Origin of the sequence: Nocardia sp. BMG51109, assembly GCF_000526215.1 — a bacterium.
Classification (GTDB): Bacteria; Actinomycetota; Actinomycetes; order Mycobacteriales; family Mycobacteriaceae; genus Nocardia.
Genome location: NZ_JAFQ01000004.1, coordinates 6,896,577 through 6,918,259, shown reverse-complemented (window position 1 = coordinate 6,918,259; position 21,683 = coordinate 6,896,577). Strand labels below are relative to the sequence as shown.

Annotated in this window: 17 protein-coding genes, 1 tRNA gene and 3 pseudogenes; 11 read left to right on the top strand and 10 right to left on the bottom strand. The window is 69.2% G+C overall.

Annotated features, from left to right (window positions below):
* Positions 1-347 precede the first annotated feature (347 nt).
* From D892_RS47210 to D892_RS0132615, 3 genes and pseudogenes are all read right to left on the bottom strand, one after another.
* Positions 348-485: a hypothetical protein gene (locus D892_RS47210; protein WP_156959773.1), complete on the bottom strand. Its 138-nt coding sequence runs from the start codon at positions 483-485 to the stop codon at positions 348-350.
* Positions 482-969: pseudogene (locus D892_RS49825) on the bottom strand (pyridoxamine 5'-phosphate oxidase family protein). The gene D892_RS47210 and the pseudogene D892_RS49825 overlap by 4 nt, the downstream one beginning before the upstream one ends.
* 348 nt (positions 970-1,317) lie before the next feature.
* On the bottom strand, positions 1,318-1,962 hold the full coding sequence (locus D892_RS0132615; RefSeq protein WP_024805275.1) for a TetR/AcrR family transcriptional regulator: 645 nt from the start codon (positions 1,960-1,962) through the stop codon (positions 1,318-1,320).
* A 163-nt stretch (positions 1,963-2,125) separates the two neighbouring features.
* Here D892_RS0132615 and D892_RS0132610 point away from each other — a divergent pair, with 163 nt between their 5' ends.
* The 3 genes and pseudogenes from D892_RS0132610 to D892_RS42640 form a co-directional block, all read left to right on the top strand.
* Entirely contained in the window at positions 2,126-2,881 is a 756-nt protein-coding gene (locus tag D892_RS0132610) for an SDR family oxidoreductase (RefSeq protein ID WP_369801786.1), read from the top strand.
* Positions 2,878-3,354 carry a nitroreductase/quinone reductase family protein gene (locus tag D892_RS0132605; RefSeq protein WP_051499240.1) on the top strand — a complete coding sequence of 159 codons (477 nt, stop codon included), beginning with the start codon at positions 2,878-2,880 and terminating at the stop codon, positions 3,352-3,354. Before D892_RS0132610 ends, D892_RS0132605 begins: the two co-directional genes overlap by 4 nt.
* A gap of 163 nt (positions 3,355-3,517) precedes the next feature.
* Positions 3,518-4,106 (top strand): annotated as a pseudogene (locus D892_RS42640) (ISL3 family transposase); the annotation flags it as partial.
* Positions 4,107-4,530: 424 nt separating this feature from the next.
* On the opposite strand, the gene D892_RS42635 reads toward D892_RS42640, so the two are convergent.
* Positions 4,531-5,160: a cyclopropane-fatty-acyl-phospholipid synthase family protein gene (locus D892_RS42635; protein WP_232236223.1), complete on the bottom strand. Its 630-nt coding sequence runs from the start codon at positions 5,158-5,160 to the stop codon at positions 4,531-4,533.
* A 445-nt stretch (positions 5,161-5,605) separates the two neighbouring features.
* Between D892_RS42635 and D892_RS0132590 the strand changes: the two genes are divergently transcribed.
* The 5 genes from D892_RS0132590 to D892_RS0132570 all read left to right on the top strand — a co-directional run bounded on the left by D892_RS0132590 (position 5,606) and on the right by D892_RS0132570 (position 9,608).
* Positions 5,606-5,679, top strand: a tRNA-Met gene (locus tag D892_RS0132590).
* A gap of 561 nt (positions 5,680-6,240) precedes the next feature.
* Positions 6,241-7,128: an alpha/beta fold hydrolase gene (locus D892_RS42630; RefSeq protein ID WP_084161314.1), complete on the top strand. Its 888-nt coding sequence runs from the start codon at positions 6,241-6,243 to the stop codon at positions 7,126-7,128.
* A gap of 364 nt (positions 7,129-7,492) precedes the next feature.
* A complete protein-coding gene (locus D892_RS0132580) occupies positions 7,493-8,224 on the top strand; it encodes a hypothetical protein (RefSeq protein WP_024805271.1) in 732 nt (243 codons plus the stop codon).
* 215 nt (positions 8,225-8,439) lie between these two features.
* Positions 8,440-8,649, top strand: a complete 210-nt coding sequence (locus D892_RS48035; protein WP_024805270.1) for an SDR family oxidoreductase — start codon at positions 8,440-8,442, stop codon at positions 8,647-8,649.
* 65 nt (positions 8,650-8,714) lie between these two features.
* Positions 8,715-9,608 carry an oxidoreductase gene (locus D892_RS0132570; protein ID WP_198037037.1) on the top strand — a complete coding sequence of 298 codons (894 nt, stop codon included), beginning with the start codon at positions 8,715-8,717 and terminating at the stop codon, positions 9,606-9,608.
* A 540-nt stretch (positions 9,609-10,148) separates the two neighbouring features.
* Here the strand turns inward: D892_RS0132570 and D892_RS0132565 are convergent.
* Entirely contained in the window at positions 10,149-12,998 is a 2,850-nt protein-coding gene (locus D892_RS0132565) for a M48 family metalloprotease (protein ID WP_024805268.1), read from the bottom strand.
* Positions 12,998-13,549, bottom strand: coding sequence for a hypothetical protein (locus D892_RS0132560; protein ID WP_198037036.1), 552 nt, complete (start codon positions 13,547-13,549; stop codon positions 12,998-13,000). The genes D892_RS0132565 and D892_RS0132560 overlap by 1 nt, the downstream gene beginning before the upstream one ends.
* Before the next feature lie 860 nt (positions 13,550-14,409).
* Here D892_RS0132560 and D892_RS0132550 point away from each other — a divergent pair.
* A complete protein-coding gene (locus D892_RS0132550; protein ID WP_024805266.1) occupies positions 14,410-15,147 on the top strand; it encodes a PP2C family serine/threonine-protein phosphatase in 738 nt (245 codons plus the stop codon).
* A 130-nt stretch (positions 15,148-15,277) separates the two neighbouring features.
* On the opposite strand, the gene D892_RS0132545 is transcribed toward D892_RS0132550, so the two are convergent.
* The 4 genes and pseudogenes from D892_RS0132545 to D892_RS0132530 all read right to left on the bottom strand — a co-directional run bounded on the left by D892_RS0132545 (position 15,278) and on the right by D892_RS0132530 (position 19,325).
* Complete coding sequence (locus D892_RS0132545) at positions 15,278-16,411, bottom strand: lycopene cyclase family protein (protein ID WP_024805265.1); 1,134 nt, start codon at positions 16,409-16,411, stop codon at positions 15,278-15,280.
* Positions 16,412-16,556: 145 nt separating this feature from the next.
* Positions 16,557-17,543: a triacylglycerol lipase gene (locus D892_RS0132540; protein WP_024805264.1), complete on the bottom strand. Its 987-nt coding sequence runs from the start codon at positions 17,541-17,543 to the stop codon at positions 16,557-16,559.
* 123 nt (positions 17,544-17,666) lie between these two features.
* Positions 17,667-18,430 (bottom strand): annotated as a pseudogene (locus D892_RS42625) (SDR family oxidoreductase).
* A 112-nt stretch (positions 18,431-18,542) separates the two neighbouring features.
* Entirely contained in the window at positions 18,543-19,325 is a 783-nt protein-coding gene (locus D892_RS0132530) for an IclR family transcriptional regulator (RefSeq protein WP_024805263.1), read from the bottom strand.
* A 67-nt stretch (positions 19,326-19,392) separates the two neighbouring features.
* Between D892_RS0132530 and D892_RS0132525 the strand changes: the two genes are divergently transcribed.
* Together D892_RS0132525 and dmpG are read left to right on the top strand one after the other, a co-directional pair.
* Complete coding sequence (locus tag D892_RS0132525) at positions 19,393-20,340, top strand: acetaldehyde dehydrogenase (acetylating) (RefSeq protein ID WP_024805262.1); 948 nt, start codon at positions 19,393-19,395, stop codon at positions 20,338-20,340.
* Positions 20,337-21,386: a 4-hydroxy-2-oxovalerate aldolase gene (gene dmpG, locus D892_RS0132520; protein ID WP_024805261.1), complete on the top strand. Its 1,050-nt coding sequence runs from the start codon at positions 20,337-20,339 to the stop codon at positions 21,384-21,386. Before D892_RS0132525 ends, dmpG begins: the two co-directional genes overlap by 4 nt.
* Positions 21,387-21,683: the final 297 nt, after the last annotated feature.

Sequence of the window (21,683 nt, the reverse complement as noted above, 5' to 3'; positions counted from 1 at the left end):
ACCTTCGGCGGCACCGTCACGGGTGGTAGGTGCCGGCCGATGCGGTCGTCGCTGCGGTACGGGGCACCGAGTGCGAGGTCGTCCAGCAGGTCGGTGACTCGCGCATAGTGACACAGTCCGACAGGACCGATTCGTCGGAGCCGACCCGTTTCCGAAGGGGCGTCGCGTCGGTATTCGACGGCCGCCCATTCGCGATCGACCATTTCGACGACCATGATTCGACGTGGTTCCGCAGGGTCGGTGAACTCCACGGCCAGTCCTTCATCGAGTACCCGGTCCAGTGCCGCCACCGCTTCGCGCGCCGGGTCCGGTGGAGCGTCGACCGATTCTTCGGAACGGCTGCCACGTCAGGTCAGGGCGTCGCATTCGGAGCCGAACTGCGCGGTGATCGGTGCAGTCGCCTGATCAGGGTGTGCCGGGTCGATGAGAATCGACGCGGCGAGGTAGCGGCCGCCGAGTTGCAGCGAGCGGGTGCGGCTGGTCATGACCGGCCTCTTTCCAGTTGGTATGCGTCCGGCTCGTACGTGCATCTCTTGTTCAGCGCGAGCCGGATCCCGGTGACGATCCGGGGTTCGATGCCGACGACGGTGTCTTCGGTAGGACCAATCCAGCGGCACAAAGTCCGTGTGTAGCGCTCGACTCTGTCCGGAGCGGTGACCGCCCGTGCCAGGCCGACAACCGTCACGCTCCATCCGGTGTGGTGGACCGGATCGAAATTGTCGACCTCGTAGGCGACTACGGTTCCGAGGTTGCGTACGGACACCGCGTTTCCGACGGTGAAATGACCAGGGCGCAGACGATGATCTCATCACCGTCGACGAGGTGATTAACCGGTCGAATGGCAGGTAGAGCAGCCCGGCTGAACACAATTCGCCCATAGTCGGTACTCGCCAATAGTCCCAGAGCCTGAGCACGATCGAGGTCGATGACCTCATGACCGCCCGCACTGAATCCTGCCTTGCCGTTCATTTCTACTCTCTTGTCTCTGCTCCGCCTGCGACCTACTGCTCATGGCTTCATCGCCCATTACTGAAATCGGCTGTTCACAGATGAGGGTGTAGCTGCGGGGGCTGGGCTTGCGGGTCTTGGGCCACCCCTCTTGCTGTCGTTGGAGGTTTCCACCCCGAGAGGGCAGCCTCGCACGTTTGGGCCCGCTGCTGAGACCTCTTGTCAGGCCGTGCTGATGCCAGGCTGATCGAGGTGGGTCAACACATCGACACTCCCTCCTTCGGTGTCCGCCCCGGGATGCCCCGCGAACGCCCTTGGTGCCGACGGCCTCGATTGCTTAGGCATCAGCTCCTTTGGTGGCGGCGGGACTCAGTCGTTGGTGGACGCCCCTGGTCCCGTCGCGGCGTACCGGGCGGCGATGGTGCGGACGGCCTCGTCGACTACCTGAGCGACGCGTTCGGCGCTTACCTCCCAGCCCGGCACGAGCAGTTTCGGCCAGAAGACGTAGTTGGAGATCATGCCCAGGAACTGGGTGGCCGCGAGGTCCACGTCCTCGACCCGCACTGTTCCTGCCTCGTGCTCGGCTAGCAGGTAGCCGCGCACGGACTCGAAGTAGGGCATCTTCCCTTGTGAGAACTGCGCATGGGCCAGCTCGGGGAAGCGCGGCAGCTCGGCGATGACGATCCGGAAGAGGTCGGTCATCTGAGGGCGGCTCAACAGCGCGGCGTAACGGCGACCGATGGTGGTGAGGCCGTCGACGACGTTGCCTGCTGGCGGAGGATCGTCCTCGTCCGCGGTGGACCAGGACTCGGTGACGATGGCGTCGAATAGGGCGGCCTTGCTCGGGAACTGCTTGAACAAGGTGGCCCGAGAAACGCCCGAGCGCTCCGCGATCCGCGCCAGCGACGTCCGGTCGTAGCCCAGCTCGAGGAACAGTGCGGTCGCCGCCGTCACGATCAGCGCGCGCTTCTCCTGGGCGACACGCTGGTGGTACGCCGACAGGACGCTGCTCATGGGTGGAGCATACGAGGTGAGTGGCTTGACTCGCTATCTTCGCCGACCTAGTGTCGATGGTGGTGAGTCACCTGGCTCACCACCGGGGTGTTCATCGCTGATGGTTCCGGTCAGTCACCACTTCACGGAGGAACCTCGGATGACCCGCTTCGACAATCGGACCGTGCTCGTGACCGGCGGGACCGGCGGTCAGGGCTCGAGTCACGTACGCGCCTTCTACGCGGAGGGGGCGAACGTGGTAATCGGAGGCATCGACGCCGAACGTGGCGCCGCTCTGGTCGACGAGCTCGGGACTCGTGCTCGCTTCACCCACCTCGACGTCAGGGACGAAAGCTCGTGGTCCGCCGCTGTGCAAGCCGCCGAGAGCGCCTTCGGCGCCCTGAACGTGCTCGTCAACAACGCCGGCGTCCAGAACCCGCCGACGCTGATCGAGAACACGGACCAGGCCACGTGGTCGCGCATCCTCGACGTCAACGTCAGCGGGACCTTCCTCGGGATCAAGGTCGCCGCTCCCGCTCTGCGCCGGGCGGCAGGTGGAGCCATCGTCAACATCGCCTCGACCATGGCCCTGGGCGGCACGGCACACTACGCGCCGTACGTCGCCAGCAAGTGGGCCGTGCGAGGACTCACCCAAACGGCAGCACTCGAGCTCGGCCGCGACAACATCCGGGTGAACACCATCCACCCCGGCGTGATCGCGACCCCCTTCATCCACGAACCAGCAGCCGGCGCCACCGCGGCAATCGCCGACTTCTACTCACCCGCGCCGTTCGCCATCCCCCGGCTCGGGGAGCCGACCGACGTCACCCGGCTTCTCCTGTTCCTCACGTCATCGGACGCGTCGTTCATCACGGGGTCGGAGTACGTCATCGACGGTGGGCTCCTCCTCGGCCCCGCCCTCCAGGCGGAGACCGCATGAGCACTCCGGACACGACCGGGTCGAACGACTCCGCACGGGACGCGTCTTTATCCCACCTGGCCAACCACATCCGACGAGCCATCGAGATCACACCCGCCGCGGGCACCAGAGAACGGATCATCGACATCACGACGCTGGGACGCCGTACCGGCCGAGCACGCCGCATCGAGATCTTCTTCTACCGAGCTGCGGGCGCAACCTACCTGTGCAGCGGCGCCGGCGGGGCCGCGACCGACTGGCATGCGAACCTTCTCGCCAATCCCAACTTCACCTTCCACCTCGAGAACGGGATCCGTGCAGATCTGCCTGCACGGGCCACGCCTGTCACCGACCCAGCTGAACGCCAGGCCGTGCTGGCGGAGATCGTCGCGGATCTCAATCAGCCCCACGACCCCGGCACCATCCGGCCGACTCGGCTCGAAGACTGGGCTGACAGTCGGCTGATGCGCATCAGTTTCCGCCATCGGCCGTGATCGCGGATCCCTCGACAGATGACCTACTCCCAGGGACTGGGGTGTAGTCGCGGCTAGAGCAGCTCTTCGCCAGATGAGGGTGTAGCTGGCGCGGCGGTCCCGGATGGATGTCGAGGTTTCCAGAGGGAAGGCTCCTGCACGCTCATCCTGAAAGAACCGCCACGTGCCCGACGCCACCGTCGGTGAGCGCATAGATGCGTTCGCCCACCCCGATCTGACAACCTTCTGCCGCCTCGACGAGCTCGGGCTCGTCGTCACCGGCCAGCGCCTCGAGCCCGAGCGCGCAGTCCTCGCGTGCCGGGTCGTCGCACCCGACCGTTGGTGTCACCGCTGCGGCTGTGAAGGGATCCCGCGGGACACCGTGACCCGGCGCCTGGCCCACGAGCCGCTCGGCCGGCGGCCCACGACGCTGCTGGTCACGATCCGCCGGTACCGATGCGGTGGGCGCTAGAAGAGATCGTGGTCGGACACCTCACCGTCGCCCGGGTCGCCGAAGGGCTCGGGGTCGCGTGGAACATCGCCAACGACGCCGTGCTCGCCGAGGGCAAGCGGGTCCTGATCGACGACCCCGCCCGCTTCGACGGCGTCGCCGTGGATGAGCACGTCTGGCGCCACACGCCAAGAGGGGTGACAAGTACGTCACGGTCATCATCGACCTCACGACGATCCGTAACGGCACCGGCCCGGCACGGCTGCTCGACATGGTCGAGAGCCGCTCCAAGCAGGTGTTCAAGACCTGGCTTGCCGCCCGCACCGACGCCCCATGGTCGTCAGACCGGGACTACGAGCGACGATGTTCGGATCGCGATCGATGACCGGAGCGCTGTCTGCCCATCTGAGGCTGTCTTTGATCCCAAGCTGCGCGAGCAGACTGTGACTGGCGCTGGTGTCGTGGACCAATACCCTGATGACGAGGGCGATGCGCTTCGATTCGGGTAGTTCACCCCCGTCGAAAACGGCATTGTGCTTAGCGGTGGCGGTCGGCTTCGTCCACGGCGAAGACAGTCGATTCGCCTGCGCCGGGCGAGCGGATGTGGCATCCGCCGGATGAGTGGAATGCGCGCCGGGCCCGGGGATATCCGGCTGCTCGGCGCTTCGGCGGTCCCGGCCGAGGCCGGTGTTCTCAGTGCCGCGCGGGGCCGGACGGCGTGCGGCCCGGCCCCGCGGGTGCGATGATCAGCGCTGGATCAGGGCGAAGACACCCCAGCCGAGATACTCCCGCGTATAGCGCGCGTAGCGTGCCGGCTCGGTGGTGAGTTCGGCCCGTACCTCGGGCGTCTGTTCGTCGTCCGGGTTGCGGTCGAGCCAGCGACGCATGGTGAGCCACTGGGCCGCGGCGTACCGATCCCAGCTGTCCTGATCGGCCAGCACCATTTCCACGACGTCGTATCCGAGGGTGCCGAACTGCTCGATCAGCTCGGGTAGCGGCAGGAAGTCGGCCAGGCTGGTGGTGTCGCAGGCCCGGGCGGTTTCCCGGTCCGGTGGAGTCCGACGCCAGTAGGGCTCGCCGATCAGCATCAGGCCCCCGGGGCGAAGGCTGCGGCCCAGCAGTTCGACCGTGCCGGCGACGCCGTCGCCGATCCATGTGGCGCCGACGCAGGCGGCGAGATCGACAGGCGCGTCCGCGACATAGCCGGAGGCGTCGTCGTGGACGAATTCTGCCCGGTCGGCGACGCCGAGCTCGAATGCGCGGGCCCGGGCCTGGGCGGTGAAGACGGTACTGATGTCCACGCCTGTGCCCGTGCAGCCCAGGTCACGTGCCCAGGTGCACAGCATCTCGCCCGAGCCGCTGGCCAGGTCGAGCATGTGCGTCCGGGGGGGACAGGTGCAATGCCCGGCCCAGGGTGGCGAGTTTGGCGGGAGTCAGTGGGTTGTGGATGCGGTGGCCGCTCTCGCGGATGGTGAAGATACGGGGAAGGTCCATGACCGAATTCCTTGGTAGGGGCCGTCCGGACCGGCGCATGCGACCGAGAACTCCCGCTGGGGAGAAAGGCGGATGCGAGTCAGGACGAGGCCTGCGAGGTGAGGATGATCTGGGCACTGCGCACGGCAGCGGCCTCCGCGACAATCATCAACTCACCTTCCCTTCGGTCTCCGCAGCAAACCGGTAGTCGCTGCGCCGACCAGAGTAACAGCCGTCGTCGTCTCCGTGCCGAGCCGCATGGGCGACCGGACCGGATCGGGCCGATCGAAGCGCCCTGCGCGTCCATTTTGGTGCTGCGGCCCCGAATATAAGGTTGTCCCTGCCCGACGCGGGGTGGAGCAGCTCGGTAGCTCGCTGGGCTCATAACCCAGAGGTCGCAGGTTCGAATCCTGTCCCCGTTACTAGCGGTCCAGCTCTACGGATCGCTCGAGCGGAGGAACGGTCGGCGTCCGGAATCAGTTCGGCCAGCTCCTGTCCGGTGAGGCTGCCTGTAGACGGCCTGGATATTTGGTCGGACTAGAGATCTGCAGATATATGACGCCATCACTACGTCGGGACGCCTGCAAAATGGCGCCTGATCTGCGCTCTATGGCCAATAGTGGCAGGTGAGTAGAATTTTCCCGATTCTACGGCGATACGGCGATCCACAAGGACCGCATATCGATACTGTACGTTCGACCCCGCCTCCACCGCAGCGGTTCCGCCATGACCTGGGGTTTTGGGTTGTTCTCGGGTGTTGATTGGTGGCGTTGGCGGACTTTTGTGACGGCCTGTAGGCGGCCTGGGATTCTGGCCCGGGCCAGGGGAGTGCCGTTGGAGACGGTCTGTGTGGCGGGTGTTGTCGGCGAGGTGCGCGGATTGTCGGGGCAGACGTCCGGGACTTCGCGGATCGGCCCCTTGGTATACGATCCCGGAGATTTGAGAAGACCAGCGTGTGAGGAACGCTGGTGAGAGGAGAATACATGGTCACGAGGCGAATTCGCGCAGTGGTCACCCTTATGGCCGCCGTCAGCTTGGGAGCGTCGATCGCAGCGGTGGCGCCGACTGCGAGTGCCGCCCCGGCCGCGAACGGGGGCGATCCCGTCTATTTGGTCCACGGCTACAACGATTCCGGTCATTCTGACTGTGCATCGTTGTGGGGCAATGCGATCGACTACTTCACGTCCAAGGGAATGGACAAATCGTCGATTCACACCGTCGGATATTACGCGGGTGACAGCAACTGCGACGTCGACCTCGGCGACGCCGACACCAACACGCGGATCAAGGATGTGGCCGCGGCACTCGCCAACCACATCTACAACACCAACACGCGCACGGGCCGGTCGGTCGATATCGTCGCGCACTCCATGGGCGGGCTCGTGACCCGAGTGGCGTTGCTGGGCTCGGCCATGGGCTGGGAGGGTTTTCCGGCGAAGCTGAAGGTCGGCGATGTCGTCACGCTCGCCACTCCGCACCAGGGAATCATCGAGAAGTCCAAGTACCACAGCGTGCAGTGGGACTCGATGGTGCCGGGTTCGAAATTCCTGGAGGTGCTCCAAGCGCCCGAGAACAGGCTCGACCAGAACTGGGCGCAGGGTGTCGACTGGAGTTTCGTCGGGTCCGACGAGGACAAAACGGTGAACGGCGATTCCGGTATCGACAAGGACCGGCCGGCCCAGCACAAATACCGTTACCTGTCCGACGAGAAGCACGACCTCTCCCACACCAACATGCGCACGCTCGCGCCCGGGGGCGGCGAGTACAACCTGCGCTACTGGAACGCGAGCGAGGGCACACCGCACGACACGACCAACGGATGGGCGCCACTGGAAACCGCGTTCAACGCGCTGGATCGTGGTGACGCTTAGACCGAGTGGCACTACTGCCGTGGAACCGGTGAGAGAGCGACCGGTGCCGGCTCGGCCCTCGCCTGCGGCCGTTCCGGTTTCGTTCACGCCCGGGCCGCCGGGGGGACTCCGGCGATTCGTGAGGAGTGCGCGTGCGAGACGATTGCGAACTCACGCGGATCGGGCTCAGGGTGAACCTCGGCCTCCGCGAAAACCTGTTGGCCGACCAACGGCGACCACTGCTACTTTTCTGGAGGCCGTGCGAGAGAACGAGGAGGTGGTACCCGTGTACACAGTATCGACATGGGTGCTCCCCTCCGGGGTCACGGTCGGGCGATAGGTCGTCCGGGAGCGCCGCTCGAGAGCACTCCCGAAAGGCACGACCATGCACTTCACTTCCGAACAGCACCTCGACGACGGCGTCCTCGAACGCGAATTCACCCTCGGTGAGATCCCCGGCATCCTGTGGACGCCCGGATCCGCCTCCGCACCGGTGCCGCTGATCCTGGTCGGCCACCCCGGCGGACTGCAGAAGATGTACCCGCGATTGGTGGCCCGGGCCGGGCACGCCGCGGCGGAGGGCTACGCCGCGGCCACCATCGAACTCCCCGGGAGCGGTGACCGGCCTCGTTCCGCCGCCGCCGAGCAGGCGCGCGCCGACCTGCGCCGGGCGATCGAGGCCGGCGGGCCGGTCGACGACGAGATCGTCGACCGGCTCGTCCTCCCGCTGGTCGACAAGGCGGTCCCGGAATGGCGGGCCGCCCTGGACGCTCTTCTCGCGCTGCCGGAGATCGGCGACCCGGTCGGATATTCGGGAGGGGTGATCTCCATCGGCGTCCGGCTGGCGGTGGTCGAGCCGCGCATTGCGGCCGCCGTTCTGTTCGCGGGGAGTTTCGTGCCCCGCACCATCCTCGAGGAGGCCCGGCAGGTCGGCATTCCGCTGCATGTGCTGCTGCAGTGGGACGACGAAGGAAACGACCGGCAAATGGCCCTGGACCTGTTCGACGCCTTCGCCTCCAAGGAGAAGACGCTGCACGCCAACATGGGCGGGCACACCGGCGTCCCGCAGTTCGCGGGGGACGAGGCGAACCGGTTCTTCGCCCGGCACCTGAAGTAAGGCCCGGTCGTCGGGCCGGCAGCAGACGACAGGAGCTGTCGGCCTGGAGCCGGGTGCTTTCGTGTGCGGCGCCGAGGCGGTAGTCGATCGGCGTCACATACTCGTGGACCAGGCCCGAACTGCCGGTTGTAGCGTGGGTGCCGGTCCTAGCCGTCGGCTGAGGAGTGGTGATCCGGTGCAAGCGTCACCGGCGAGAAGGCGATTGGGGATGGTTGGTGAGTCGCGGTGTGCTGGTGACGGGTGCGTCCCGGGGAATCGGGCGCGCGGTCGCGGTTGCGTTTGCGGAGGTGCGGGCGCAAAGCCCCTTCCATCGAGTGGCCGAACCCGCCGAGATCGCCACGGCCGTACGTTATCTCGCGTCGCCGGAGGCGGTGTGGAGTTCCGGCAGCGTTCTCGACGTGAACGGTGCGTCGTATCTGCGGTGACCCTCCCGGCCGACCGGAGCTGCGCGGCTGTCCGGGCGGCACATGGCAATCAGGACAGGATGATGATGACGTCTGACAATCCCACCGTGGCCCTCATCGGCCCCGGGGCGATCGGCACGACCATAGCGGCGGCGCTGCATGAGGTCGGGCGCACGCCCACGATGTGCGGCCGCTCGGCGCGCGAGCGCCTGGAACTGCGCGACGACCGCGGTCGTGTCGTCGTGCCGGGGCCCGTGCGGATCGACCCGGCCGAGGTCGAGAACACGGTCGACCTGGTTTTCCTAGCGGTCAAGTCGACACAGGTGGAGACGGCGGCGCCGTGGCTTTCCGCATTGTGTGGTGCGAAGACCGTTGTCTGCGTGCTGCAGAACGGCGTCGAGCAGAAAGCGCTCGTCGAGCCGTACTCGTCCGGCGGCCCGGTGCTGCCCTCGGTGGTGTGGTTTCCCGCTCAACGCGAACCGGACGGCTCGGTGTGGCTACGCGGCGAAGCGCGCCTCACCTTGCCGGACACGCCGGCGACCGGCGTGGTGGTCGCGGCTCTGCGCGGCACACGGTGCTCGGTCGACGTAGCGGCGGATTTCACGTCCGTCGCGTGGCGAAAGCTGCTACAGAACGCGGTCGCGGGGCTGATGGCCCTGACGGGCCGCCGTGCCGGCATGTTCGCCCGGGCCGACGTCACCGAGCTGTCTCTGGCCTACCTGCGGGAATGTCTCGAGGTTGCTCGTGCGGAGGGCGCGACACTGGGCGACGACGTGCCGCAGGCGATCGTCGACGGATTCCGTGGTTCACCGGCCGACTTGGGCACCTCCATCCTCGCCGACCGGCAAGCCGGCCGACCCCTCGAATGGGACAGCCGGAACGGAGTCGTGCTGCGACGCGGGCGATCTCGCGGCATCCCCACGCCGATCAGCGATCTGGTCGTGCCACTGCTGGCGGCCGCCGGCGACGGACCCGGCTAGGAACAGCGGCAGCGTCGTGCGCGGACGGTGGCGGACGGGAATCGCTGGGTATCAGCGCGTTTCATGCAGGGTCGGAGCGCCTCGGGGCTGGTGGACTGTGCGCCGAAGCTCGAGGTCGATGGCCGGGGCGGTGCCGAGCTGGGTCGGTGACGGCTAGGCAAGCCGACCGGCATCGAGGCTTCCGTGCGGGAAATACCCAGAGTCTGTGGCGGGGTGGAGATCTCGGTAGGCGCCGGACCTGACCGTGCCCCGACGGCATGGTTTCTGCTGGGGTCATCGGATCGAATGTCCCGAAAAGCTCAGCAGTTGAGGAAGTCTCATCATGAAGGTTCCCGCATCCCGGATCACGTTGGCAGGTACCGACGAAGTCGCTCGTCACGGTGCATTCCGGGTGCACCGGCCCGAAGCCGTACGGTCTCGCCTGAACCGGCCGGACTCGGAAAGCCTTCCTGCCGTCCCCGGCATCGATCGAGACAGCGGAGTATCGACGCTGGATCGTTCGGGCAGGACCGTGGGTGCTGCGGCCGGACCTGTCTTCCGTCAGGGATCCGGGACGGTTCGCACCGATCGCAGGGTCTGCACGAACTCGTCCATGGCGCCGTTGATCATGTCGAGCGAGTCCACCAGTCTTGCCGCGGGGTCCTCGGATCGTTGTGGCCCGGCGTCCTGCTGCCGGGGCTCCGCCAGGTCGTGTACCGCTTGCCCGCACGCGGCACTCGCGGTGCGTCCCCGGTCGATGAACAGCTGCCAGTGAGCCTGGGCCGATGGATCCGGAATGCGGAAGTACGCTTGGGCATCGGTGACGATCCGGTCGAGTTCGCCGCATGTGGAACCGATCTCGGCGATGTCGGTATTTCCGGACGGGTCCGCGAGCGTGTTCTCGAGGACGACCAGGCGTTCGGCGAACCGCCGCACCCGTTGCCACAGCTCGTCCCCGCCCATATGCCTCCACGCACCCATCTGTCGTCTCGCCACATCGGCGGAGACGGCCTGCCGGTCCGCATCTCGGAGCAGCGCCGTCGCCTGTGCGGGATCGTCGTCGCCCGAGACATCCCCGGCGTTGGCCGCCGACGCCGCCACCAGTCCCGCCGCGGCAGCGGTCGCCGCCACCAACCACAGCCGGCCGGCGAGGGCTCCGATCGGTCGCACACGCACTCGGTTCGTGTCCTGCCCGCGACGGCTCCGCCGCCGATGAACCACGAGAGTGGCCGCCGCGACGAGCGCCGCGCAGCCACTTCCGACGATCGCCACCGGGAGCAGGCCGGACAGCACCATCGAGGTGATGGACCCGGATCTCCCGCAGGATCGGCCGAGCGTATTCAACGGCCGGACGCACCCGTCGACCGCCATCAGCGCCCAGCAGGCCGCCACACCGAGCGCCAACGCCGTCTGGGCGGCGATCACCGTAGCCACCAGGTGATACGGGCCCGGACGGATCCCGGCGGCCACCGCGGCCACCACCATTGCCAGCATCAGGGCGGCCAGGATCCAGAGCAGGTAGATCAAGATGTATCCGGCGAACTCACCGCCGATCGCCGGCTGCCAGCTGTGCATGTACGCCTGAACCGCCACCATCGCGACGAGCCCGGCCGCGCCTCCGGCCAGCGCCGAGCGCCACACGGGGCGTATCGGCGGCAACGGGGCCGGGGCGGACGGAGCCGGCGTCGCTGCCGGCTTCACGACCCAGGCCAGCAAGGGGAGGATCGAGAAGAGCGCGACGGCGAGTGCGGCAAGCGGCATGTCGTTCAAGGGCAGCAACACCGCATAGATCGGACCGGTTGCCGCCCATTCGGCCGCGTGGGCGGCGGCCACGGGTTCGGCCTCGGGCAACATGATCTGTTGTGCCCCAGCTGGATCGATCGACAATCCCGTGAGCGTGTAGAGCCCCCGGCCGCCCTGCCCCCACCACAGGAACCAGCATGCCGACATCAGGCAGGCCGCGGCGAGCACGGACAGCACGATCGGGCGGAGGCGCCGGCCCGGCCACGCCCGCACCCACAGCGCGGTGCACTGAGCAATCCACCATGCGTAGACCGTGCCCGCCGCGAGGACCAGCAGCAGCATCCAGGGCCGGCGCGGCAACCACTCGAAGACCGTGATCCCGTTGCTCACCAGTTCACCGGCGACCAGCCCGGTACCCAGCCACAGCCCGGCAGTCACGCCCGACGGTGGTGTCCGATCCGTCCGATTCGCGAACGCCACCGCCCGCGCCAGCGCGAACCCGGCCACCGCCGTCACGAGGGCGGCCGGAATGAAGGCCATGGCCTGCCGCGCCCACTCGTCGACGGTGGCACCCCGAGAGAACAGCTCGAGCCGGGCGCTGATCAGCGAGGCCGTGGCCCCGGTCAGCAGGAACGGCAGGCCCTGCACGCCGAACGTCACCGCCGGCTCGGCAATGGCGCCCCGACGCAACTCCCACCGCGGATGCGTGCGCCAGAGTTCCAGGAACGACCCCCACGCCCACGCGACCGTGCCGGTCGGAGCTTCCCGGTCCGGGAGCACCCAGCCGCGGGGGTCGGCACCCCACTGCACGGCGGCGAGGTCGGCATAGATCTCCCTGCTGCGCAGCACATCCGACCGCGCCAGGTAGACCAGGAGTACCAGGAATACGGCGAGCGCGAGATTGCGTACCAGGGCGGGCGTCTCGCCCGGGGCGAGGTTCGGCTGGGCGAGCGCCGCGATGTGCAGGACCGTGTACGGCGCCAGCACCGCGACCAGGAACACCCGCCACATCGCGACGGTGGCGTAGGTGAGGGTGATGTCGCCGTTGCGGATGTGAGCCAGCTCGTGCAGCACGACCGCCCGAAATCGTTCCGGCCGAGCACTTCTGGCGGCGACGAGGCCGCCGTGCAGGCAGACCGTCGCCCGCCGCGTCCGGCCGAAGACGACGGCCCCGGCCGACGTCGCCGTCGGATCGACCACGAACCGCGGGGCCGACCGCAGACCGGCGACCGCCACGAGGTCCGAGAGCGTCTCGCGCAGCCGCGGACCGGCGTCCATCTCCTCCAGGGGCACCACTCGCCCGCGCCGCCCTTTCCGGGCGGCGATGCCGAAGAACGCGGCGCCGGCGCCGACCGGCAGCATCGCCGGCCACAGCCACGGCAACCACCAGGGTGGACGCGGATCGTGGCGGGCCGTGCACTCGCCGTACGGGCGCCACTGCTCCTGGGTGGTGAGGAGCACCTGCACCGTTCCCGCGCCGGGATTCGCGCCGGCGGCGAGTTCGCACTCGGAGTCGGACGGGATGAGGACGAGCGCGATCGAATCGAACATCATCGCGCCACCGACAACCACCAGCAGCACCGCCAGCAGGGCGAAGCGCACGGTGGTGCCCGCGCCGAGTGCGCGCTCGCCGTCAGCGGACCGAACGCGCTCTCCGAGTCCGGACATTACTCGCGACCGGGTTCTGCACTTCCCGTGTCATCGGAATCCGTTGGTGGAGTGTCCTTCTCACTGTCCGGACCGGACAATACCAACCGCCGCAGCACCGCGTCGGCCACGGCCGTCGCGCGCTCCTGCTCCAGCCCCCGCTCGAGGGACTGCTCCACCACCCGTTCCCACACCTCGTCGAGTTGCGCCCGGGTCAGATCGGGCACCCGCACCGGTGCGGACTTCCGCCGAAAAAGCTTGCCCAGCAACGTCTTCGCGCCAGCGGCGGCATTCTCTCCGGTAGCCGCGCCGAACTTCGTCGCGGCCTCGTTCACCGCCAGCCACACCACGGGTGTCACCAGCGCCGCGACCTCCGCGACCCCGAAGCCGAGCGGGTCGCGACGTCCACGCCGGCGTGCGAACCGCCGTGACACCGTGTCGTCGTCGAACCGGGCCAGGCCGGTCACCAACGGAAGTTCCTCCGTCGCAACCTCGGCTACGACGTCACGCACCACATCGCGCAACAGCGCACCGTGGATTTCCCCGCCTTGCTCGACCATCGCACTGCACACGGCATTCCTTCGGATTCGGCGTTCCAGGTTCGACGTTCAAGGTGGACCCCAGCCTAGAGCGAAGGCCGGTCGTCGGGGAGCCACCGGTCTATGGGGCAATCGATGACCGTGGGCCGGAACCGATCGGGAGCCGTGTGCTGTCCGTCCCCGACGGCCCGCCGTGCGAGGGCCTGTCCTGCATCGCCCGCGCCCGGGCGAGGGCACCGAGACGGAGTCCGGCCGGGTCGTGCAGGGTGCCGTGCGCGGTGGACACGGCGACGACGGTGGCGCCCCGTTCACGAAACCGCTCGGCGGCAGCGCCATCCCACGGCACCGTAGCCCGCTCGCCACCCGGGCACCGGACAGCGGCACGCCCAGCACCGCTGTTGCCGCGTCGGCGGGGTTACCGGCCTTCGCGCCGCCGTGGAAAGACGGGGACCGGTGGCGCCGAGTATGTCGGGCGGTGCACGCTTCGACATCGGATCGCGCGGAAGTATTGGGCCGCCGGGCAATTCGCGGTGCTACCGATCATGAGTTGTCCCGTCCGGTCGCGGCGGATCGCACTGCGCCCCAGCGTGGCCTCGCGCGGGTCGGGACAGGCAAACGTCCGGCACGTGCACCGGCATTCGTCGAGAGTGCCAGCGTTGTTTCGATGATGCCCGTCCAGGCATGGCCGCACGCCTGCGACAATGGAACGGGCTGGTCCGCGGTGGCCTCGACACCCTGCCGGCCGGCGCCCCGGCCCGCTCCTCCCGCTACCGAATCGTGATCTGGCCGTGTCCCCTTTCACAGGTCGAGCACGGTTGACTCTTGGATTGTCGGCGTTTACTGGACTTGTGCTGATCGACAGCACACGCGGGCCAGTCCGAGGAGGCCAGTGCGTGGACCCTGCACTCACCACCGCAACCACCCGCCGCGAGCAGATCCGGCTCACCGGTATCACGGGCCAGTCGGTGAGCAGGCGCGGCGCGCGGTCCATCAACGCGGACGCGGTCGCCGGTCACGCCGACCCGGCGACCGGCCGCACCGCCTTCGTGGTGGCCGACGGCATCGGTGATCATCTGCTGGCCGCACGAGCGGCGCGGACGGCCGCCGCGGTCGTCGCGCGCGAGGGCGCGGTGCACGGGCCGCAATCCGGGATCCTGGCCGCGCAGCGGGAGCTGCTGCGCGAGTTCCCGCAACCGGGCGCCGACGCCGTGCTGGTGGTCGCGGTGCTGCCCGGCGACCGGTCCGACGGGGTCTGCGAGGTCGGCTGGGTCGGGGACTGCCGCGCCTACCGGTGGAACGGGCGGGTCCTGCACCAGATCACCACCGACCACACCGTCGCCGAATATCTGCGCAACAAGGGGATCGACCCCGCCGAACGCATGAACCACATGGTCTACACCACCGTGCGCACCGCGACCGCCGCGGACTTCGGCCACGGCTTCACCGGCACCAGCACGGGCCGGCTGCTGCTGAGCACCGACGGCGTGCACAAGCGGCTGTCGATCGCGGAGATCAAGGAGATCCTCGCCTCCGACCGGACGCCGGACCAGGCGGCGGAAGCCTTGGTCAACAAGGCGTTACAGTCCGGCGGCACCGACAACACCACCGCCCTCGTGGTCGACTGCCGCTGAGTCCGGCCCCGGCCACAGACGTGCAGGGGCGCGTGGCGAGCACCGTTCATCGGCGTGGCGAAGGTGTCGCTCACCGGCTCGGTCGTTGGACGCGCTGCTCAGCGGTGTGACGAGTCCGGTGGTGATGTGCTCACCGGTGGGGCGGCACGGTCGCCGTGGCAGGCCGACGGTGACGCTGCGGCAGGCCGACGGTGGCAGCGGCGAGGGTGCCGCGCAGCCGCCGAGGTAGCGCGCGGAACAGAGTGGTCATGGCGGTGGCCGTTCCGCCTACGTCGGTACGCCCGGAGAGATAGGCGCGCTGCAGGGCGGGCGGGAGGCCGAAGAAGGCGTCGAAGAAGCGCGGGGCGTCGGCGGGGTCGAGGGCGAGCAGGGAGCGCAGGCCCGCCGTGCGCAACGCGTGCACCGCCTGCGCCGAGATCGGGCGAAGCGATGAGCCCGTCGCGAGGGCGTCGGCGGCGGCCAGCGACGCCGCGACGCTGTAACCGGAGGCGGGATGCAGCAATGCCCCGGCGGCGCCGAAGCGGCGTGCGCCGGGCCGCCCGCCCTCGACCGGAAATCGGACATGCTCGACCCGCTCGGTGCCGGTGAGTTCGACTCCGCGGTGCCGCAGGCGAGTCAGCAAACGTTGCCGCAGCCGTGCACCGGGGACCGCCGGGCGTCCGGCCAGGCAGGTTTCCTCGAGCAGAAAAGTGTTGCCGCCCAGGGGAATCGCGTACAGGAACGAGGGCGCCTCACCGGGATCCGCGCCGTTGTCCGGCCGCCAGTCCATGAACAACGGCTCGTCCCAGCGCTCCTCCGGCACCAGCAGGCCGTAGGCGGTCTGCTCGGCACGGCGCGGCGAACGGCCGACGCCGCGGGCATCGATCACCCGGCGGGCGGTGAGCACCTGCCCGGACGACAGCCGCACCGACTCCGTGCCTCCCGGCCGACCTCGGGGCCGGGAAATCTCGACGGCCCGGTCGGCGATCACGCGGGCCCCGCTCACATCGAGCGAATCCTGGAGTGCCGCACCGTCGAAAACGACATACGGGCGATCGATCTCGAACCGCCGCGTGCCCCAGGCGATCGGGCGTCGCACCGTCGCCGCGAGGGCCGCCGGGGCGATCCAGCCGGGCAGATCGTCCGCCCATGCCGCGTAGGTCGCGGTCCAGCGCCGGCCGGGAACCGGATCGACCGCGGTCACCGCCAGTCCCTGTGCCAGAGCGCGGTGCGCGAGGGCGCGCCCGGCGGGCCCGAGCCCGCACACGATGAGGTCGGTGGTCACGGAGACGATTGCATCAGATCGAGGGCCGGTGCTCCGCTCACCCGGTGGGCGGGGCCGTGCCGGCGGTGTTCGCCCGGACACTGCGGTATTCGCCCGGATGCTCCCGATCGGCCGCGAGCCGCGGCAGTGTGTCCGCGTCAGCCGGTTATCCGCCGGAACCGCTGGGCAGGACCCCGATGGCGGGCAGCACCAGGGTGCACTCGACCGGTTGGGCGTGCTCGGGGTCGAGGGCGTTGAGGACGAGGCGGGCGGTGGCGGGGTCGGAGTTGATGGACAGGTGGTCGGCGTAGTCCTGGTGGCACAGGTCCTGAACGACGTAGTTGGTGGAACCCGGTTCGTCGACGATACCGGCGGTGTACGGGATGACGAGGTCGTCGTAGCGGGTGACGATCTGCGTGTAGGCGACGCCGGGCACGGTGACCCCGCCCTCGGTCAGCTCGCGCGTGAACTCCGAGGTGGCGAGGAACTGGAACGCGGAGGGCGCGTCCGCCGAGCCGGTGTCGATGCCGGTGGCGGCGAGGTCCCGGCCGCCGAGGCCGTGCACGACGGGGGCGAGGCCGATCATCGTGGCGACCTTGGCGGCGCCGCCGCCGAATTTGAGGTACCAGTAGGGCATGGTGGCGCCCTCGGAATGTCCGACGAGGGCGACCTCGGGCGCTCCGGTGGCCTGTCGTACCCGGTCGACGAATGCGTCGAGGGTCGCGGCGCTGCCCTGCATCGGCGTCAGTCCGCCGAGCAGGGCGTCGGGGTTCGCGTCGGGTGAGCCGTAGGTGAGTGCGAACACGCAGTAGCCGTTGTTGGCCAGCAGCGGTCCGTAGGTCTGCCAGTTGTCGTTGCGGTTGGCGAGGAATCCGTGGATGAGGATCACGGGCTCGGGGTGGGCCGCGGAGGGCTTGCACGACCAGTCGTTGGTGCCCGGCGGGCTGCCGCCGCCGCCTTGCAGCGCCGCCAGCGTGGCGTCGAGGAGGAACTGGTGGGGAACCGGATAGGGCGGTACCGGTGCGGGATCGGCGTGCGTGGTCGCGGCGAGCCCGCCGTGCAGCGCGGCGGTCAGGGCCGCCGCGGCGGCGATCCTGCCCAGCCGGCGGGCGCGTTGTCCGTTCGGGTCTTTCACCCGTGTCGGGTCCTTCATGGCAAAAACTATGACACGGATCACACTCCCGGACCGGCTGTTCGGGTGATTTCAGTCGTCGTCGGCGGATATCAATTGAACGTTGTCACAAGGGTTTTCGGTGGTGACGGTCGGCCCGGGTGGTCAGAGCGCGCCCGTGGCCAGCAGCCCGCCGTCCACCCGCACGACCTCGCCGGTGATCCAGCCGGCCTGGTCGGAGACGAGGAATCCGATCAGCGCGGCGACATCCTCCGGCGTACCGAGGCGCTTCATCGGATAGCCCTGCGCGGCGGCCTCCTCGCCGGACGAGTACAGCGCGTCGGCGAACTTGGTCTTCACCACGCCCGGCGCGACGGCGTTCACCCGGATACCCGGTCCGAGCTGCCAGGCCAGTTCCTCGGTGAGCCGGATCAGCGCGGCCTTCGAGGCGCCGTAGGCGGCGATCACGCCGGTCGAGCGCAGGCCCGCGACGCTGGCGACATTGACGACGGCCCCGCCGTTGTCGCGCATCCACGCCCGATATGCCTCCTGCACATAGCCCAGCGCCGCAACGACATTGACGTCGAAGATCTTGCGGACGGCGCCCAGGTCGGCCTCCATCAGCGACCCGTACACCGGATTGATGCCGGTGTTGTTGATCAGGATGTCGAGTGAACCGAACTCGCCGACGGCCCGGGCGACGGCCTCGGCCCGGGCGGACTCGTCGCCCGAGTTCCCCGCCAGGGCAACCACTGTGCCGGGATGTCCGAGTGCGCGCGCCTCGGCCGCCGCCTCCTCCAGGGCCTCCGGCTTCCGCGCGGTGATCAGCACGTGCGCGCGCCGCGCGCCAGCAGTTCGGCCGCCACCGCCTTACCGATACCCCGGCTGGCGCCCGTGACCAGGGCCGCCTTGTCCTTCAACTCGCTCATGCACCGCACGGTAGCCCATCGGCGGCGGCGAGTGGTCGCCCGCATGTCGGGCCGCGCCGGGCGGGGCGTCGACGCCCGGATCCGGGCTGCCGGCACGGCACGGTGGCTCGCGCTACGGCGCGGCCTTCGCACGGCCCGGGGTTTCCGTGCGTTCGGCTGGGGCACGCGAAAGGGTGCGGCCCAGGGCCAGTGCCGCGGTGCGCACGGCGGGGGCGAGCAACTCGGGTTCGAAGCTTGCCGTGGGCACCGACACCGACAGCGCCGCGATCGGGCGCCCGGCCAGCAGCACCGGCGAGGCCAGGCAGCAGCCGCCGAGGACCGACTCCTCGCGCTCGATCGCGGTGCCGGTGCGCCGCACGGCGTCGAGCTCGCGGGCCAGGCGTGCCGGGTCGGTGATGGAATTGCGGGTGTAGCTGCGCAGCGGCATGCCCAGCACGTGGTCGTGGACGTCCGCCTCCTCCGGCGCCAGCAGCGCCTTACCGACGGCGGTGCAGGTCAGGGGGAGCCGGCCGCCGATCTGCGAGGGCAGCGGCAGTGCGGCGTGCCCGTGGATCTTCTCGACGTAGACGGCGTCTCTGCCGTCGCGGACCGCCAGGTGCACGGTCTGTCCGGTCACCGCGTAGAGGTCCTGCATGAACGGCAGCGCCGCCGAACGCAACCGGTACTTCAGGCCGACGCGCTCGCCGAGCTCGAACAGGGCCAGGCCGAGTTCGAACCTGCTGCCGGTGCGGGCCAGCCACCCGAGGTCGACGAGGCCGGTCAGCACCCGATGCGTGGTCGATCGGGGCAACCCGGTGCGGGCGGTCACCTCGGCCAGCGACAGTGCTGTGCCACCGGGGAAGGCGTCGAGTACCAGCGCGGAGCGCTGCAACAGCGACAGATCGTCCCGTTTCATGGGACACATCCTATTCGTGGCGGATCGCCGGGAATAGCGTGCACGGCATGACTGAAAGCAGGACACCATGAGCCGGATCAAGGCCGCGGTCATCGGGTCGGGCAACATCGGCACCGACCTCCTCATCAAACTTCTCCGCGTCGCGCAGCACGTCGAGATCGCCGCGCTGGTCGGCATCGACCCGGACTCCGACGGGCTCGCGCGCGCCCGCAGGCTGGGCGTCGACACCGTCGACACCGGCGTGCGGGGACTGATCGCGCACCCGGACTTCGACGACATCCGCATCGTCTTCGACTCCACCTCGGCCAAGGCGCACCGGGCCAACGAGGAGGCGCTGCGGCCCTACGGCAAGCGGCTCATCGACCTCACCCCCGCGGCCATCGGCCCGTTCGTGGTGCCGACCGTCAACCTGGACGAGCACCTGGACGCCCCGGTCGTGAACATGGTGACGTGTGGGGGACAGGCGACGATTCCGATCGTCGCCGCCGTCTCCGCGGTCACCCCCGTGTACTACGCGGAGATCGTGGCCTCCATCGCCTCGAAATCCGCGGGCCCGGGAACGCGGGCGAACATCGACGAGTTCACCGAGACCACCTCCGAGGCGATCGTGCGGGTCGGGGGAGCCGAGAACGGCAAGGCCATCATCGTGCTCAACCCCGCCGAGCCGCCGCTGATCATGCGCGACACCGTGCTCGCCCTGGTCACCGACCCGGACCGGGAGGCGATCCGAAAGTCGGTGCGGGACATGGTCGCCGCGGTGTCGGAGTACGTCCCGGGGTACCGGCTCAAGCAGGACGTGCAGTTCACGAAGCTGGACGACGCCGAGTCGGTCGCCACCCTCACCGGCGGCGTCGACAGGGGACCCGGCCTGTGGAAGGTGTCGGTGTTCCTCGAGGTCGAGGGCGCCGCGCACTACCTGCCCGCCTACGCCGGCAACCTCGACATCATGACCTCCGCGGCACTGCAGGTCGCCGAGCGGATCGCCGACAACATGCTCCTGGAGACGGCCCGATGACCGCGACGACCACCCGCCCGAACGTCACCGACGGCGCCCCGCTGTACATCCAGGACGTCACCCTGCGCGACGGCATGCACGCCATGCGGCACCGGATCAGCCCGGAGAACGTGGCGGCGATCGCCGCCGCGCTCGACGCCGCCGGCGTCGACGCCCTCGAGGTCACCCACGGCGACGGCCTGGCCGGTCACAGCCTCACCTACGGCCCGGGCAGCAACACCGACCGGGAATGGATCGAGGCGGCCGCCGCGGTGGTCCACCGCGCGAAGCTGACCACCCTGCTGCTGCCCGGGGTCGGCACCGTCGCCCACCTGAAGGAGGCCTTCGCGCTCGGGGTGACCTCCGTGCGAGTGGCGACCCACTGCACCGAGGCCGACGTCGCCGCCCAGCACATCGGTACCGCCCGCGAACTCGGCATGGACGTCAGCGGCTTCCTGATGATGTCGCACCTGTCCGAAGCGGCCGAGCTGGCCCAGCAGGCGAAACTGATGGAATCGTATGGGGCGCACTGTGTTTACGTCACCGACTCCGGCGGCCGGCTGACCATGAACGGTGTCCGCGACCGGGTGCGCGCCTACCGCGACCTGCTCGACCCCGGGACGCAGATCGGGATCCACGCGCACCAGAACCTGTCGCTGTCGGTGGCGAACTCGGTGGTCGCGGTCGAGGAAGGGGTGACCCGGGTCGACGCCTCGCTGGCCGGGCACGGCGCGGGCGCGGGCAACTGCCCGATCGAGCCGTTCGTCGCGGTCGCGGACCATTCCGGCTGGAAGCACAACTGCGACCTGTTCGCCCTGCAGGACGCCGCCGACGACATCGTGCGCCCGCTGCAGGACCGCCCGGTGCAGGTCGACCGGGAGACGCTGACCCTCGGGTTCGCGGGCGTGTACTCCAGCTTCCTGCGGCACGCCGAGGCCGCGGCGAAGGAGTACGGGCTGGACACGCGCGAGATCCTGCTGGCCGTCGGCGAGCGCCGGCTGGTCGGCGGGCAGGAGGACCTGATCACCGATATCGCCCTGGACCTGCGGGCGGCGAAGCAGCGCTGACGTCCCGGCGCCGGTGGTCGAGCGCCGATAAGGCAGGCGTTCGACAAGTGCGCATCGGATGAGCGGCCGGACGGTGAGGCGTGCGCGGCTGTCGGGCCGAACAGCGCGAGAAATGTCGGCCGACCCCGGCGGTCGAGCGTGACATGCGGTCGGGAAGTGTTGTGAGGCAAGGGCCATCGCTCTGCGGGCCTGGAAGTGGATGTGGTGGACCGGAGCCCGAGGAGGACCCGGCCGGCCAATCCGGACAGGGCGCCATGCCGGCCCCTGCACGGCCGGACAGGTTCTGGTCCGGGTCCG

Excerpts from the sequence above, each read along its gene's own strand:
- D892_RS0132615 (WP_024805275.1), bottom strand. The coding sequence starts at position 1,962 with ATGAGCAGCGTCCTGTCGGCGTACCACCAGCGTGTCGCCCAGGAGAAG.
- D892_RS42630 (WP_084161314.1), top strand. The coding sequence starts at position 6,241 with ATGGTCACGAGGCGAATTCGCGCAGTGGTCACCCTTATGGCCGCCGTC.
- D892_RS0132580 (WP_024805271.1), top strand. The coding sequence starts at position 7,493 with ATGCACTTCACTTCCGAACAGCACCTCGACGACGGCGTCCTCGAACGC.
- D892_RS0132525 (WP_024805262.1), top strand. The coding sequence starts at position 19,393 with ATGAGCCGGATCAAGGCCGCGGTCATCGGGTCGGGCAACATCGGCACC.
- D892_RS47210 (WP_156959773.1), bottom strand. The coding sequence starts at position 485 with ATGACCAGCCGCACCCGCTCGCTGCAACTCGGCGGCCGCTACCTCGCC.
- D892_RS0132540 (WP_024805264.1), bottom strand. The coding sequence starts at position 17,543 with ATGAAGGACCCGACACGGGTGAAAGACCCGAACGGACAACGCGCCCGC.
- D892_RS0132530 (WP_024805263.1), bottom strand. The coding sequence starts at position 19,325 with ATGAAACGGGACGATCTGTCGCTGTTGCAGCGCTCCGCGCTGGTACTC.
- D892_RS0132565 (WP_024805268.1), bottom strand. The coding sequence starts at position 12,998 with ATGTCCGGACTCGGAGAGCGCGTTCGGTCCGCTGACGGCGAGCGCGCA.
- D892_RS0132570 (WP_198037037.1), top strand. The coding sequence starts at position 8,715 with ATGACGTCTGACAATCCCACCGTGGCCCTCATCGGCCCCGGGGCGATC.
- dmpG (WP_024805261.1), top strand. The coding sequence starts at position 20,337 with ATGACCGCGACGACCACCCGCCCGAACGTCACCGACGGCGCCCCGCTG.
- D892_RS42635 (WP_232236223.1), bottom strand. The coding sequence starts at position 5,160 with ATGCTCGACCTGGCCAGCGGCTCGGGCGAGATGCTGTGCACCTGGGCA.
- D892_RS0132605 (WP_051499240.1), top strand. The coding sequence starts at position 2,878 with ATGAGCACTCCGGACACGACCGGGTCGAACGACTCCGCACGGGACGCG.